The 13,785-nt window shown below is 59.3% G+C and carries 14 protein-coding genes and 2 rRNA genes; 13 read left to right on the forward strand and 3 right to left on the reverse strand.

Annotated features, from left to right (window positions below):
• The 10 genes from rrf (H9X81_RS09150) to H9X81_RS09195 form a co-directional block, all read left to right on the forward strand.
• Positions 1 to 108 (forward strand): 5S ribosomal RNA (gene rrf / locus H9X81_RS09150); the annotation flags it as partial.
• A 5-nt stretch (positions 109 to 113) separates the two neighbouring features.
• Positions 114 to 230: ribosomal RNA gene (gene rrf / locus H9X81_RS09155) — 5S ribosomal RNA — on the forward strand.
• A gap of 138 nt (positions 231 to 368) precedes the next feature.
• Positions 369 to 1,619: an amidase domain-containing protein gene (locus H9X81_RS09160; RefSeq protein ID WP_204721458.1), complete on the forward strand. Its 1,251-nt coding sequence runs from the start codon at positions 369 to 371 to the stop codon at positions 1,617 to 1,619.
• Positions 1,620 to 1,834: 215 nt separating this feature from the next.
• Positions 1,835 to 2,638, forward strand: a complete 804-nt coding sequence (proB, locus tag H9X81_RS09165; protein ID WP_177504455.1) for a glutamate 5-kinase — start codon at positions 1,835 to 1,837, stop codon at positions 2,636 to 2,638.
• On the forward strand, positions 2,635 to 3,885 hold the full coding sequence (locus H9X81_RS09170) for a glutamate-5-semialdehyde dehydrogenase (RefSeq protein WP_204721460.1): 1,251 nt from the start codon (positions 2,635 to 2,637) through the stop codon (positions 3,883 to 3,885). Before proB ends, H9X81_RS09170 begins: the two co-directional genes overlap by 4 nt.
• Positions 3,886 to 4,116: 231 nt before the next feature.
• A complete protein-coding gene (locus H9X81_RS09175) occupies positions 4,117 to 4,545 on the forward strand; it encodes a YkvA family protein (protein WP_204721462.1) in 429 nt (142 codons plus the stop codon).
• A gap of 26 nt (positions 4,546 to 4,571) precedes the next feature.
• The gene (locus tag H9X81_RS09180; RefSeq protein WP_204721464.1) at positions 4,572 to 5,945 is read left to right on the forward strand and encodes a hypothetical protein; all 1,374 of its coding nucleotides are present in this window, start codon (positions 4,572 to 4,574) and stop codon (positions 5,943 to 5,945) included.
• A gap of 124 nt (positions 5,946 to 6,069) precedes the next feature.
• Positions 6,070 to 6,738 (forward strand): ArsR/SmtB family transcription factor, encoded by a 669-nt coding sequence (locus tag H9X81_RS09185; RefSeq protein ID WP_204721466.1) that lies wholly within the window; start codon positions 6,070 to 6,072, stop codon positions 6,736 to 6,738.
• Entirely contained in the window at positions 6,735 to 7,319 is a 585-nt protein-coding gene (locus tag H9X81_RS09190) for a chromate transporter (protein WP_177504445.1), read from the forward strand. Before H9X81_RS09185 ends, H9X81_RS09190 begins: the two co-directional genes overlap by 4 nt.
• On the forward strand, positions 7,316 to 7,864 hold the full coding sequence (locus tag H9X81_RS09195) for a chromate transporter (RefSeq protein WP_204721468.1): 549 nt from the start codon (positions 7,316 to 7,318) through the stop codon (positions 7,862 to 7,864). Before H9X81_RS09190 ends, H9X81_RS09195 begins: the two co-directional genes overlap by 4 nt.
• A gap of 258 nt (positions 7,865 to 8,122) precedes the next feature.
• Here the strand turns inward: H9X81_RS09195 and H9X81_RS09200 are convergent, their stop codons facing one another.
• Positions 8,123 to 8,635, reverse strand: a complete 513-nt coding sequence (locus H9X81_RS09200; RefSeq protein WP_177504441.1) for a Chromate resistance protein ChrB — start codon at positions 8,633 to 8,635, stop codon at positions 8,123 to 8,125.
• A 315-nt stretch (positions 8,636 to 8,950) separates the two neighbouring features.
• On the opposite strand from H9X81_RS09200, the gene H9X81_RS09205 reads away from it, so the two are divergent.
• The 3 genes from H9X81_RS09205 to H9X81_RS09215 all read left to right on the forward strand — a co-directional run bounded on the left by H9X81_RS09205 (position 8,951) and on the right by H9X81_RS09215 (position 12,204).
• Positions 8,951 to 11,044, forward strand: a complete 2,094-nt coding sequence (locus tag H9X81_RS09205; protein WP_204721470.1) for a glutamine synthetase III — start codon at positions 8,951 to 8,953, stop codon at positions 11,042 to 11,044.
• A 133-nt stretch (positions 11,045 to 11,177) separates the two neighbouring features.
• Positions 11,178 to 11,786: a GNAT family N-acetyltransferase gene (locus H9X81_RS09210; RefSeq protein WP_204721472.1), complete on the forward strand. Its 609-nt coding sequence runs from the start codon at positions 11,178 to 11,180 to the stop codon at positions 11,784 to 11,786.
• 211 nt (positions 11,787 to 11,997) lie between these two features.
• Positions 11,998 to 12,204: a hypothetical protein gene (locus H9X81_RS09215; protein WP_204721474.1), complete on the forward strand. Its 207-nt coding sequence runs from the start codon at positions 11,998 to 12,000 to the stop codon at positions 12,202 to 12,204.
• Between the two features lie 68 nt (positions 12,205 to 12,272).
• Here the strand turns inward: H9X81_RS09215 and dcd are convergent, their stop codons facing one another.
• Together dcd and H9X81_RS09225 are read right to left on the reverse strand one after the other, a co-directional pair.
• Positions 12,273 to 12,794: a dCTP deaminase gene (gene dcd, locus H9X81_RS09220; RefSeq protein ID WP_177504435.1), complete on the reverse strand. Its 522-nt coding sequence runs from the start codon at positions 12,792 to 12,794 to the stop codon at positions 12,273 to 12,275.
• Between the two features lie 122 nt (positions 12,795 to 12,916).
• Positions 12,917 to 13,735: a DUF4886 domain-containing protein gene (locus tag H9X81_RS09225; protein ID WP_204721476.1), complete on the reverse strand. Its 819-nt coding sequence runs from the start codon at positions 13,733 to 13,735 to the stop codon at positions 12,917 to 12,919.
• Positions 13,736 to 13,785: the final 50 nt, after the last annotated feature.

Below are 13,785 nucleotides of genomic sequence, written 5' to 3' on the forward strand. Positions count from 1 at the left end.
TATTACACTGAGGACCCACCTGTTCCCATTCCGAACACAGAAGTTAAGCTCAGCTGTGCCGAAAATACTTGGCGGGAAGCTGCCTGGAAAGATAGGTCGTCGCCGACACAATAGTCTGTGTCTATTACACTGAGGATCCACCTGTTCCCATTCCGAACACAGAAGTTAAGCTCAGCTGTGCTGAAAATACTTGGCGGGAAGCTGCCTGGGAAGATAAGTCGGCGCAGACATCAAACCCTGTTCATTCGAACAGGGTTTTTTCTTTTATCCGGATCTATATGGCATCTGTCTGCGGGAATTGCCATGGTTTTAAGGAATTTTTTAACTGCTTCTGCTATACTGGCAAAAAACACCACCGGAGGGATTTTATGAAACCTTGCCTTGCTCTGTTCCTTGCCAGCCTGCTTGTACTGCTGTCCGGCTGTACGGCGGCGGGCCGCACTGATCCGGTGTCCGACTCCGCTATCCTGGTGCTGGAGGGCTCCGGAACCGTGGTCTATGCCGATGACGCCGAAAGTACCCTCACAGCTGAACAGGAACGCCTGCTCCTCTCCTTCTTCGACCGCTGGTATCAGTCCCTGGCTCAGCTGGAAGCGGAGGATCTCTCGGAGTTCTTCTGTGACTCCCATCAGGCGGACTACTCCGCCGCCGCTCTGGATCTGCAGGTGGGCATCCGGCAGGCTCAACCGCTGGATTATACCCTGACCGGCTACTCCTTTGTGCTGGAGGTGGAGTCGGCGGAGGAGAATGAGGACGGCAGCATCCGGGTACGGCTTTCGGAGGACAGTGTCCAGAACTTTGCGGCCCTGCCCGGTGTGGATTCCAAGCGATTTGACACCAGTCACACCTTTGTGCTGCGGCAGGAGGGCGACGGCTGGCTGATTCGCAGTCATTCCCAGTTTGACCCGCTGGTGTCCACCCTGCTCTATGCCTATATGGAGGAGTACGCCGATGGACAGTGGGACCCGGAACGGTTCCGGGGGCTGGATTTCACCCAGGACTACATCGACGCGGTGCCGGGCTATCTGGAACAGGTGGTGGAACAGGCAGAGCTGCGCCAGCAGCAGGCGGCAGAGGAGACCACAGCGCAGGCCGCTGAGGAGCCCTATGACCGGGAGGCGGCAGTGGCCTATGCGGATCAGTGGATCGAGGAGCGCAGCGGGGACTGGGCAGACTACACCGGATCGGGCGGCAACTGCCAGAACTATGCCTCCCAGGTGCTGTATGCCGGGGGAATCCCCATGGACATCCAGGGGGAGTATATCTGGAAGTGGTACGATGACACTGTATCCAACCGGGGTGTGGCCTGGGGACGCTCCAGCTCCTGGTCGGGGGTCAAGCAGTTCATCGACTACGCCGCCGGCAATACCGGCTATGGGCTGGCAGCTGAGGTGGACGCTCCCTATGACACCGGCGAGCCCGGCGACCTGATCCACATGGGAGTGGACAGCGACTGGCGCCACACAGTGGTAATCACCCAGCCGGTCTCCGATGGTTCCGGTCAGGTGGTGGATTACCTGGTGGACTCCAACACCGCCAACCTCCAGGACTATCCCGCCAGCCTCTATGGGTACACCGATCAGATCCTGGTGCATATCCTCGGCTGGAATCAGAACTGAAGCCGTTTTTATCCAGTTTCTGCCGCTTTCCCCGGTGTGGGAGAGCGGCTTTTCTTCTTTGCGCCGGTCTTTTGTCCGGCAGCTATTTACATCTGTCCTTTTCCATGGTAAACTGTTAGGAAACCGGCATGAATGGCTGATTTTTACAGCCTTTCCTGTACTGACAGAATTTCACGCACTGTCCGGTTCACGCATCCCAGAAAGGACGGAAGAACATGAAAGAATTTTCTGACATCAAACGAATCGTAGTCAAAATCGGCTCGAGTTCGCTGACCCATTCCGGCGGCGGCATCAACTTCCGCAAGATCGACCGGATCGCCATGGTCCTCAGCGACATCAAGAATATGGGCAAGGAGGTCATTCTTGTGACCTCGGGCGCTGTGGGCGCCGGTATGGCAAAACTGGGCATGCGTGAACGACCTCGTATCATGGAGGAAAAACAGGCCGCCGCTTCGGTGGGACAGTGTGAGCTGATGTTCATCTATGACAAGTACTTCTCGGAGTACGGTCAGACCATCGCCCAGCTGCTCCTCCATAAGGACGTCACCACCCACGAAAACCTCCGGGAAAACGCACAGAATACCCTCGAAACCCTGCTGCGCTATGGTGCGATCCCCATCATCAATGAAAACGACAGCATCGCCGTGGACGAAATTGCCTATGGCGACAACGATACCCTGTCTGCCATCACCGCCAGTCTGGTGGACGCCGATCTGCTGGTGCTGCTCACCGACATCGACGGCCTGTATACCGCAAACCCCGCCGATCACCCCGATGCCACCCTCATCGAACGGGTGGAGGGCTTCGATCCCGCCCTCTATGACATCGCGGGCGGCAGCGGCTCCAAGGTGGGCACCGGCGGCATGGTGACCAAGCTCCATGCTGTGGAGATCGCCTTTGAAAAGCAGATCCCGGTAGCGCTCTGCAATGGCGCTGACCCGGCGATCCTCTATGACGTACTGTCCGGGGACTTCACCGGCACCCTGTTTGTCCCCGCCGAAAAGGAGGCAGAAGAATGAACGCTGACCTGATCCGCCTGGGCGAAAATGCCCGCCGGGCCGCAGGCGCTCTGATGGTGGCTGCGGCTCCCGCCAAGAATGCTGCCCTGGAAGCCATTGCCCGCACCCTGGAAGAAAACGCCGCGGAAATCTTTGCCGCCAATGCGGAAGATATTGCCGCCGGCAAGGCTTCCGGCATCGCCCCCAACCTGCTCGACCGGATGCTCCTGGACGAAAAGCGTCTGGCTGGCATTGTGAAAGGAGTACGCCAGGTGGCTGCCCTCAAGGACCCCATCGGAGAAGTGCTCCACGCCGAGACCCTGCCCAATGGACTGATCGTTTCCCAGATGCGGGTGCCCCTGGGCGTGGTGGGCATGATCTATGAAGCCCGTCCCAATGTCACCGTGGATGCCGCCGTGCTCTGCCTGAAATCGGGCAATGCGGTGATCCTCCGGGGCTCCAAGGATATTCTCCGCTCCAACATCTGTCTGGTGAAGCTGATGCGCCAGGCTCTGACCGAAGCCGGGCTGGACCCCGACTGCATCGCTCTGGTAGAGGACCCCTCCCGGGAAACTGCCACCGCCTTTATGAAGCTCTCGGGCTATCTGGATGTGCTCATTCCCCGGGGCGGCGCCGGTCTGATCCGTTCCACAGTGGAAAACGCCACTGTCCCGGTGATCGAAACCGGTACCGGCAACTGCCATGTCTATGTGGACAAGGACGCCGACCTGGAAAAGGCCCTGCCCATCCTGATGAATGCCAAGACCCAGCGCACCTCGGTGTGCAATGCCTGCGAAAGCCTGCTGATCCACCGTGCTGTGGCAGACGCGTTCGGCCCCGCAGCGGTGAAGGCTCTGCTGGAAAAGGGTGTGGTGATCCACGGCGACGAAACTGCCCGGACCTGGGACAGCCATATCCTGCCCGCCACCGAGGAGGACTACTACAAGGAATACCTGGCGCTGGAACTGAGCGTCAAGGTGGTGGACAGCGCCGAGGAGGCCATCGCCCACATCAACAAGTACAGCACCAAGCACTCGGACTGCATTGTCAGCGAGAACTATACCACCGTGAAGAAGTTCCTGCTGGGTGTGGACAGCGCCTGCGTCTATGCCAACGCCTCCACCCGGTTCTCGGATGGATTCGAGTTCGGGTTGGGCGCTGAGATCGGCATCTCCACCCAGAAGCTCCATGCCCGCGGCCCCATGGGTCTGACTGCCCTTACCACCTACAAGTATGTGGTGTTGGGCGAGGGCCAGGTGCGGGGGTAAAGCCTTCCCTTTCTATACCGACTGAAAAAGAGCCTTCCTCGGAGGGCTCTTTTTTGCGGGCGGTTTTCCCGGGGAAACCTTGCCTTTCTCTGGAAAAGCGGGTATGATGGAATCAGAAGGGAACACCCGGGTGAGGGTTTCTCTGGCTGTCCCCGGAGTGGTTCCTGCCAGCAGTGGAGTTTTCCTTTTCCATGCGGCTTTGCAACAGTCTGGACAGAAAGGAAGAGGACGATGGAACGACGATTTGAGGAAAAAACCGTTCGGAAAGCCCTGCAGCGCGGCTATGTGGACGCCCAGCGCCTGCTTGCCAGCCCCAGTCAGATGCAGAAATTCCTGCTCCGTCTGGAGGAGAAGGAAGAGGTGGTGCGCACCGTCGGAGAACCATTGGCAGCTGTGCCGGTGCTGGAGCGTCTCCTGCGCCGGTATCTGGATGGGGAATACACTGTCATCTCCGCCGCTGCCATGGCCCAGGTGGTCAGCGCACTGCTCTACTTTGTATCGCCCTGGGATCTCTACCCGGACAGTGTCCCCGGCAAAGGCTATGCCGATGATGCCGCTGTGCTGGACTGCTGCTGGAAGCTCTGCCAGCCGGAACTGGAGGCTTATCTTGCCTGGGAGAGAGAACAGCTGGTCTGCCGGAACGGATCGGCTGGGGCGTAAAAATCAGGACAGGAGGGGATTTTCCCATGAAACGAAAGACTTTGATCCGGGCAGCGTCTCTGGCTCTCACAGCGGCGCTGCTCTTCACCGGCTGTACAGCCCGCACACCGGAGGAGAATCCGGAGAGCTCCGGCAGCTCCCAGAGCAGTATGGCAGAACCGGAAAAGACTGCGTCCTCCGGGACAAAGGCGGCAGCGGTGGCAGTACCGCTGGAAAATGCTCCGTCCCTCATTCCCATGCCGGAAGAACGCCCCTGCCTCTATGAGGAAAACGGCAGCTATGGCATCCGTGCCGCCGATGGGTCGGTGCTGGTGCCGGCGGAATATGCCTTCGGGTATGACTTTGACGATAACGGCCTGGGGCAGCTCCGGAAGGACGAGGGCGAGGAGATCACCTGGTACAAGGTAGGTCTGGACGGGACGCTGCTGGGCGATGTGAACGACACGGTGGTACAGACCGGCGCCGGGCCGGTGGTGGTGGTTGAGAAGTGGAATGACGATAGCTCTGAGGGAGTTTTCCAGCTGATGAACCTGAACCTTGAGCCTTTGCTGCCTGAGTGGGCGGAATATCTGTATCACACCAACTACTATGCCGGTCAGAAGAACCGTTTCTTCCTGCGGATGCCCGGAGGAAAGCTGGCAGAATTCCTGCCGGAGGAGATGGCTCTGCTGGAATTCGAACCCTATGACGAGAGCCGGGCGGAACTCTACCAGGCAAGCTGGGATCTTGCGGAAGAAGAAGTTGTGGTGGTGAACGGTCAGGCGCTCTTCGGGGCAGACGCATACAGTTGGGAAACGGAGGATCTCCCCCTGCCGGCTCTGGAACAGGTGGACTGGACCATCCGGACAGAGGACGGTCTTCGGCAGACCCGGCTCTCTATGGGACAGAACCCCGATTATAACACTGTGTCGTTTTATGCCGAAGGGCAGGGAGAGCCGACCGATCAGATCCATGGGGAGAACTGGATCGCAGTTCCCGGAACCGTAACCGACTGGCCGGAAAATGAACCGGTGGCTGACCCGGCAGCTCTGCTGGAACTGACCGGGGACTACTGTGCGGATCAGGGCATTGACCCTGACTGCATGGAGGTGACCGAAGCGGTACAGGGAGAATTCGGCGTGGTATTGGCCATTGACGGCGGCTACAAACGGGAACAGGGAGAGACCGATGCCGACAGCTGGGCGCATTCAGCGATGCTGTGGTTCCCGGACAAGGAGGATTCCAGCCGGTATATGGTGCTCGACCAGTTTGAATCGGCGGGCTTCCGCTCCTTTATGTCTGGAGGATATGGCATTGTGGGCGTATTCCCCGGGGAAGGGGAGACGCTCCGGGTGATGACCCGGGCCTGGGGCTATGAGGGCCCGGCACAGTACCAGTGGTTCCCCCTCACCGAAGCATGAATCCAGGGACAGGGTCCGGAAAACGGGCCCTGTCCTTTTTTGTGGGATATTTAATTAAGTATTGACTTAAATAGATTGCGGCAGTATACTGGGGACAGAACAAAATCCCAAGGAGGAAACAACTATGGAACGAGAAGAACTGATCCGGGCCATCGGCGAACCCATGCGGCTGCGGATTCTGGAACTGCTCACCCGGCGGCAGTACTGTGTGCGCTCTCTGGCACGGATGCTGGGCATCAGCGAACCGGCGGTGTCCCAGCACCTGCGGGTGATGCGGGAGGCCGGACTGGTGACCGTGGAAAAGCTGGGCTATCACAGCCACTACCGTCTGGTGCCCGAGGCTCTGGAACAGCTGGGCGAACAGTTCATGCAGCTGGCGGAGGCTGCCCGGAAGGCGCCCATGGAGGAGACCGGGCATGGCTGCGGACGACGGCACATGCTGGCAGCGGAGATGGGCAAACCTGGCTTCCACAAGAGATGTCACGGGCATGGCCCGGAGGAGCACCGCCCCCACGGGGAGTGCGGCTGTCACGGGCATGGCCCGGAGGAGCACCGTCCCCACGGGGAGTGCGGCTGTCACGGGCATGGCCCGGAGGGGCACCGCCCCCACGGGGAGTGCGGCTGTCACGGGCATGAGCCGGAGGAGCACCGCCCTCACGGGGAGTGCGGCTGTCACGGGCATGAGCCGGAGGAGCACCGCCCCCATGAGAAGTGCCGCCGCCCGGAGAAGCCGGAGGGCTGTCCTGGCCCCGAAGCCTGTGAATGCCATACCCACAAGGAGATGGAAGAATGAAGCGCCTGGGAGAACTGTTCTGGGCCTTCTTCCGGATCGGGGCACTGACCTTCGGCGGCGGCTATGCCATGATCGCCCTGCTCGACCATGAGTGCGTGGAAAAACGCCAGTGGCTCACCGCCGATGAGCTCATGGACATCACCGTCGTGGCAGAGTCCACCCCCGGCCCCATTGCCATCAACTGCGCCACCTATACCGGCTGGCGGCAGGCCGGGCTTGCCGGGGCAGTGTCGGCGACAGTGGGGATCGTCCTGCCGGCCTTTCTGCTGTTCTGGGGGCTGAGCTTCTGCTTCGAGGAACTGCTGGATCTGCCGGTGCTGGAGTGGGCGTTCCGGGGAATCCGGGCGGCAGTGGCTGTGCTGGTTCTGGAAGCCGGCGCCAAAATGCTGCTGAAGCTGCGCAAAAAGCCCCAGGGACGGTCGCTCCGTACCGGACTGGCAGCTGCGGGCTTTGGTCTGGCGCTGCTGGCCCGGGTACTGGGCTGGCCCATCTCCACCATCGAACTGATGCTGCTCGCCGGAATCGCCGGTGTGCTGCTCTTCCGGGATACCCCCGCCGGAAAGGGGGCAGAGAACCCATGATGGAACTGTTCTGGGCCTTTCTGAAAATCGGCGCCTTTGCCTTTGGCGGGGCGTATGGCGCCATTCCCCTGATCCGGGATACGGTGCTCAGCCATGGCTGGATGGACGCGCAGATGTTTGCGAACCTCACAGCCGTGGCGGAATCCACCCCCGGCCCCATTATGGTGAACCTGGCAACCTATGTGGGGGCGGCAGAGGCCGGTCTGCCCGGCGCCCTGGCAGCTACCCTGGGCGTGGTGCTGCCCTCCTTTGTGCTGATCCTGCTGGTTTCGGCGGCGTTCCGCAGTCTGCTGGGCTATCCGGCAGTACGGGCAGCGCTCCAGGGTATCAAGCCCTGTCTGGCCGGGCTGATCCTGGCGGCGGGTGTGGGGCTCTGCTCCGATGCGGTATTCTCCGGCGGCAGTGCTGACCCCGTTGCCGCCGCAGTCCTGGGTGCGCTGCTCCTGGGAGAGCTGGCAAGCCTGGGCCTGCGTAAAAAGCCCCTTGCCCCGGGAGCGCTCATCGGAGCCTCCGCTGTGATGGGGATTGCACTGAGCCTGATATAAAAAAATCCCGGAGGCGGTCTGCTTCCGGGATTTTTATATGGGTCAGAGGAGCTGGAGAGATGTGCGGGAATGGGGGAGTTGGTGAGAGGCGAGGATAGCGGGCTGGGCGGCTGGGGCGTGTGGGTCTGTGCCTGCGTGGCGGGAAGGTCGGCGGTCAGCGGATTGGGCGGCGTGTGACCGCTTGTGCGGCATGATGCGTCCGCTGGCGGGTATGGCGCAAAAAAGCCCCTGAGAATCTCAGGGGCTGTGCGGTTGGATTCAGTTGTCCTTTTCGTCCAGCAGTTCCCGGAAGGCATCGGCAAACTCGTGCACGCTCTCCCCGGCGGCGTGAAGCAGCTGTTCCAGGCCGCCCCGGAGTTCCCCGGTCAGTCCGGTATGGAAGTAGTCCTGCCGCTGCGCCTGTTCCAGATCCCGCTGCAGCCGTCCCAGCTCCCGGGAGTCGGGCTTCTTCTGCATCAGCTCCATGCCCCGCCGGATCACACGGTCATAGCCGCTCCGGGCCTGGGCCGAAAACTGCTCCACCATCGCCTGTTCCGCTGATTCCTCCAGAAAACGCATCTCTGCCAGCGTCCCTTCGCCGTCCATCTCCCGGATCTTCTGCAGAAGCTGCCGCATCCGCCGCAGATTTTCCGGTGTCCGGGGCAGTACCGCAATCCCCGGCCGCAGATTCTCGGCGCCCAGTTCCCGCAGCTTCCGCCATAAATAAACCCGGCTCTTGCTCGAATCACTCGGCAGATGATAGGATAACGCAATCCAGTATAGTTCCCCCATCGCCCCGTCCACCTCCTTCCCGGGATTTGAGAGTATTTTGCTCTGCTTTCATTGTAACGACCCGGCTTTCGCTTGTCAATATCACTGCTCGATTGCTGATTTGAAGGAATTCCTGCATTTTACCCTCCTCGATGCAGACTTGTGCCTCTGTTTCCCGAAAATCCCGGCGCTATGGGAAAAAATCTTTCAAAATTTCAAAACTTTCCCTTAACAAACAAAATAAAATGTTGTATACTGATGAATATTAGATGACCGGGTTCTCCGGCATCTGATCATTTGCCATTATTATTTTTCAAGCAGAAAGGAAGACAGAGTATGGATATTACCAAAACCTATGGCATCAAAGTATTCAGTGATGCTGTAATGTCCCAAAGACTGCCCCGCGATGTGTATGAAAGTCTGAAACTGACACAGCGCATGGGTACCGAACTCGACAGTACAATCGCAGGAGCTGTGGCTGCTGCCATGCGTGATTGGGCTGTGGAAAACGGCGCCACCCACTATTCTCATTGGTTCCAGCCTATGACCAATATCACCGCTGGAAAACATGAGGCCTTCATTATGCCTGATAATAATAATAATGGCAATGTTATCATGGAGTTCTCGTCCAAGGATCTGATCCAGAGTGAACCCGATGCTTCCTCCTTCCCCAATGGCGGCCTCCGTGCTACCTTCGAAGCCCGTGGTTATACCTCCTGGGACCCCACTTCTCCCGCCTTTATCCGGGATCAGACCCTGTTTATTCCCACCGCCTTCTGTTCCTATACCGGTCTGGCACTGGACACCAAAACCCCGCAGCTGCGTTCCATGGCTGCCCTCAATAAGCAGGGCATCCGGCTGCTCCGGGCTCTGGGCAACACCACTTCCCGCCGGCTGGCCCCCTACTGCGGCAATGAACAGGAGTACTTCCTGGTGGACCGTCAGCGCTATGAACAGCGCCTGGATCTCAAGCTGTGCGGACGCACCCTCTTCGGCGCCAAGCCCGCCAAGGCCCAGGAACTGGATGACCACTACTGCGGACGCATCCGCATCCGGATCTCCGACTTCATGCATGAAGTGGACCGCCGGCTGTGGGAACTGGGCGTCCCCGCCAAGAGTGAACACAACGAAGCTGCCCCGGCTCAGCATGAGCTGGCTTCGGTATTCGACATCGCCAATGTGGACTGCGACCGCAACCAGCTGGTGATGGAAGTACTGCGGGTGGTTGCCAAGGAAAAGGGTCTGGCCTGCCTGCTGCATGAAAAGCCTTTCCGGGGCACCAATGGCTCGGGTAAGCATCACAACTACTCCCTGATGACCGATGACGGCATCAACCTGCTCTCGCCCGGCAAGAAGCCGGAGCAGAACCTGCAGTTCCAGCTGATCCTCTGCGCCTTTATCAAGGGTGTGGACGAATATGCTGACCTGCTGCGTCTCTCCTCTGCCACCGCCAGCAACGACCATCGTCTGGGCGGCTTTGAGGCTCCGCCGGCCATTATCTCCATCTTCCTGGGCGACTACCTGAGCAGTATCCTCTATAAGACTGCCCATGGCGAAAACATGGTTCATGGCGACCGCAGCTATATGCGCATCGGTGCTCCTGTGCTGCCCGGCGTCCTCAAGGACGACTCCGACCGCAACCGTACCTCGCCCTTTGCCTTCACCGGCAACAAGTTCGAGTTCCGTATGGTGGGTTCCACCCAGTCCGCCGCTGTGCCGGATGCCTTTATCAACACCATCCTCGCGGATGTGTTCCAGCAGTTCGCGGACCGTCTGGAAGAGGCCGGCCCCGAAAAACGGGATGAAACTGTGGTAGCCATCATCCGTGAAACCCTCGAACAGCATGGCCGCATCCTCTTCAACGGCAACAACTACTCCAAGGAGTGGGAGGAAGAAGCAGCCCGCCGTGGTCTGCCCATCTTCAAGACCGCCCTGGATGTGGCTCCCGCTTACCTGGACGAAAAGAACATTGCCCTCTTTGAACGGCAGCAGGTTCTCTCCCGTCCCGAGTGCGAATCCCGGTATGAGATCCTCGTGGAAGGCATCGAAAAGGTGATCGGCATCGAAGCCCATGTGATGATGGAAATGGCAGAACGTCAGATCCTTCCCGCTGTGGCAAAGTATGCCGGTGATCTGGCAGGCTCCTATGAGAACATGGCAAAGCTCAACCTCTATAACGATGAGCTCAAGGAACAGATCTCGGCCCTGTCCGAAGATGTCAGCGGCATTATCCGGGCCAACCGGGAACTGGCTGCGGCAGTTCAGTCCGCTGAACAGACCGGCTGCGCCGCCGAAAAGGCCCGTGCCATGGTGGATCTGGTGCGTCCGAGAATGGATGCCCTCCGGGCTGTCTGCGATGACGCCGAAACCCATGTGGACAGCGCCTGCTGGCCCATGCCTACCTATACCGATCTCATGCATCGTGTATAATCCTGGCGAAATATATCTGACTGTATAACAAAAGAGCTTCCCTCGGGATGGGGGAAGCTCTTTTTTGCGTATGGGAGGGTTGTATGGGGTCGGAAAACATGATAGGATGCAGACAGAACAGGAGGGATCTGAGATGGAAAATCCACGCAACACGCCCCGGCTGGAAACACCCCGGCTGATTCTGCGGCGGTTTGTGCCGGAAGATGCCCCGGCTCTGTGGGAGCTGCTCCGGGACCGGGAGGTGAACCGCTTCCTGCCCTGGTTCCCGGTGGAAACGCTGGCGGAGGCAGAGAAGTTCCTGTGGGAGCGGTTCCTGGACACCTACCGCACCGAAACGGGCTGGCGGTATGCGGTCTGTCTGCGGGAGGAGCCGGAACGCCCGGTGGGCTATGTGAACATCGCACCCGGAGAGGCGCACGACCTGGGCTACGGACTGGAAAAGGCCTGCTGGCACCGGGGACTGATGACCGAAGCGGCCCGGGCGGTGGTGGAACAGGTGCGCAGGGACGGGGAACTGCCCTTTCTCACGGCGACCCATGATGTCCTCAATCCCCGCAGCGGCGGTGTGATGCAGAACATCGGCATGACCTACCGCTACACCTACCGGGAGCGGGTGGAGCCCAAAAAGGAATGGGTGGCGTTCCGGTTCTATCAGCTGAACCTGACCGAACCGGCGGACTATGTGTGGAAAGGCTACTGGGAGAGCCACCCCATCCACTGGATCGAGGACACCGGCATGTGATTTTCCACAGCGGCGGCAGTCTGATGTGGAAAAATGCGGGCTGTGCGAAGGGCTGCGGTGCTGTGGACTGGGCGGAGATTTCCGTGTGCGGAGGAAGCTGGCGGCGGGCAGCGGTTTGAGCGGTGGTCTTTGCGGAACAGGTGAGCCGGGCAAAGGCCTGTGAACCGGCAAGGGTTCCCCGGCGGACGAAACAGAAACAGGAGGGAAGGATATGGACAAAACAAAACGGGAGGTGTCCCGGTTTGAATGGGACGAACGGACTGCCCCGAGGCTCATACGGAATGAGGAGCTGATTTGCCGGGACTGTCGGTACCGGAGTGAGAAATCCGGCATCTGCGGCAAGTACCCCCAGGGCAAGCCGGGCAGTGTATTTGGCAGCCAGCGCTGGTGCGGAGAATACAGCCCCGAATCAGAATAAAACACGGGAGGTTTTCCACCTGCTCCCCGGCAGGGTGTGGAAAATCTCCCGTGTGCTGTTTCCGGCGCTTACTTCTCAAAATCCCGGTACATCAGGCTGGGCTGAATGCCGGTATTGTTCTGGTATTTGCCGCTCTGGTAGGGCTCATATTCGCCGTCAATGTCATGGTAATAGATCTGGCAGATCTGGACATCCGGATAGATGCGGATGGGCTGGACACAGAAGATCTCCAGCGTCCAGTAGCCCGCAAAACCGACATCACCAAATCCCGCTGTGACATGGATAAACAGTCCCAGCCGTCCGGTGGAGGAACGACCCTCCAGCATGGGGATATATTTGTCGGTGCGGGTGAACTCGTTGGTCCGGCCCAGATACAGCCGCCCCGGTTCCAGCACCAGTCCCTCCGGCGGAATGGTGATGTGCCGGGTGGGATTCGGGGTCTTCATGTCCAGCAGGTCGTTTTCATAGACCAGCAGTTCATTGGCAAGCGAAAGATTATAACTGTTGGGATTGATCCGGCTGGGGTCGAATGGCTCAATGATGATCTCCTTGCCCAGATGCCGGAGGATTTCCTTTCCCGATAAAATCATGGTTCTGTCCTCCTGTGGGGTGTGTGGGTCTATTGTAGCACGATTTGCGCGCCGGGGCAAATCCCTCCGGCAAAAAAACAATCCGTCCCCCGAGATGGGAACGGATTGTCCGGATCGCTTGCTTAACCCTGATGGGCTGCGTCATACTTGGCAATTTCCTCTGCGATGATCTTCTGCAGACGGGCAGCCTTGTCCGCTTCCAGATCCACCCACAGCTTCTCCCGGTCATAGATGGGAGTGAAGGCCTTCGCCGAGAGCTGGTTGGCCTGGGCGGTGAGAGCTTCCTTTTTGGCGGGATCGGCTTCGGCCTCGGCCTGACGGCGCAGCTCGCTGACCTGGGCGAACTTCTCGTGGTCCATGGGCACGCTGCAGATGGAACGATAGGGCAGGCCGATGGGGCTCTTGCCGGTGATCCGGGCAAAGGCACAGGCGGCAATTACATAGCTGCCATACATGGAGGCATGTTCGCCATCCACCCAATAGAGGTCAATGTCCTTTTCCTCCCGCTCGACCCGCTGGAATACCTGGCCTACCGGCGAACAGCAGATACCGGTCTTTTCCCGCAGAGCATCGAAGATCTCATACATCTTCTGCTGGTTTTCCGGGAAGCGGCGCTCGCACCAGGTGATGGTGGCAATGGGCTTGACACCCTGTGCCCGGGCCAGCTCTACAATCCTGCTGCCGTCCTGCAGGGTCTCCTCCATGGGCGGACAGGGATGCGCTGCCTGCTGGAATACCATATAATCAAAATGTCCCTGTACCAGGCCGTACCGCAGTTCCCACTGCTGGGACAGATGCCAGCTCAGATGTACACCCGGATGTGCCTGCATGACTACTTCAGCGTCAATACCGTTTTCCCGGCAGAACATCTGAAAAATCGTGGGCATATCATTGAAGAAAGTATGGCTGTTGCCTACAAACAGCACGCGGAGTTTTTCCATGGATCACTGCACCTCATTTTTCTGTGATTTTGCAGGAGAACACCATGCTC

Origin of the sequence: Hydrogenoanaerobacterium saccharovorans (genome assembly GCF_016901815.1) — a bacterium.
Lineage (GTDB): Bacteria > Bacillota > Clostridia > Oscillospirales > Ruminococcaceae > Avimicrobium > Avimicrobium caecorum.

Excerpts from the sequence above, each read along its gene's own strand:
- H9X81_RS09160 (WP_204721458.1), top strand. The coding sequence starts at position 369 with ATGAAACCTTGCCTTGCTCTGTTCCTTGCCAGCCTGCTTGTACTGCTG.
- proB (WP_177504455.1), top strand. The coding sequence starts at position 1,835 with ATGAAAGAATTTTCTGACATCAAACGAATCGTAGTCAAAATCGGCTCG.
- H9X81_RS09170 (WP_204721460.1), top strand. The coding sequence starts at position 2,635 with ATGAACGCTGACCTGATCCGCCTGGGCGAAAATGCCCGCCGGGCCGCA.
- H9X81_RS09175 (WP_204721462.1), top strand. The coding sequence starts at position 4,117 with ATGGAACGACGATTTGAGGAAAAAACCGTTCGGAAAGCCCTGCAGCGC.
- H9X81_RS09180 (WP_204721464.1), top strand. The coding sequence starts at position 4,572 with ATGAAACGAAAGACTTTGATCCGGGCAGCGTCTCTGGCTCTCACAGCG.
- H9X81_RS09185 (WP_204721466.1), top strand. The coding sequence starts at position 6,070 with ATGGAACGAGAAGAACTGATCCGGGCCATCGGCGAACCCATGCGGCTG.
- H9X81_RS09190 (WP_177504445.1), top strand. The coding sequence starts at position 6,735 with ATGAAGCGCCTGGGAGAACTGTTCTGGGCCTTCTTCCGGATCGGGGCA.
- H9X81_RS09195 (WP_204721468.1), top strand. The coding sequence starts at position 7,316 with ATGATGGAACTGTTCTGGGCCTTTCTGAAAATCGGCGCCTTTGCCTTT.
- H9X81_RS09200 (WP_177504441.1), bottom strand. The coding sequence starts at position 8,635 with ATGGGGGAACTATACTGGATTGCGTTATCCTATCATCTGCCGAGTGAT.
- H9X81_RS09205 (WP_204721470.1), top strand. The coding sequence starts at position 8,951 with ATGGATATTACCAAAACCTATGGCATCAAAGTATTCAGTGATGCTGTA.
- H9X81_RS09210 (WP_204721472.1), top strand. The coding sequence starts at position 11,178 with ATGGAAAATCCACGCAACACGCCCCGGCTGGAAACACCCCGGCTGATT.
- H9X81_RS09215 (WP_204721474.1), top strand. The coding sequence starts at position 11,998 with ATGGACAAAACAAAACGGGAGGTGTCCCGGTTTGAATGGGACGAACGG.
- dcd (WP_177504435.1), bottom strand. The coding sequence starts at position 12,794 with ATGATTTTATCGGGAAAGGAAATCCTCCGGCATCTGGGCAAGGAGATC.
- H9X81_RS09225 (WP_204721476.1), bottom strand. The coding sequence starts at position 13,735 with ATGGAAAAACTCCGCGTGCTGTTTGTAGGCAACAGCCATACTTTCTTC.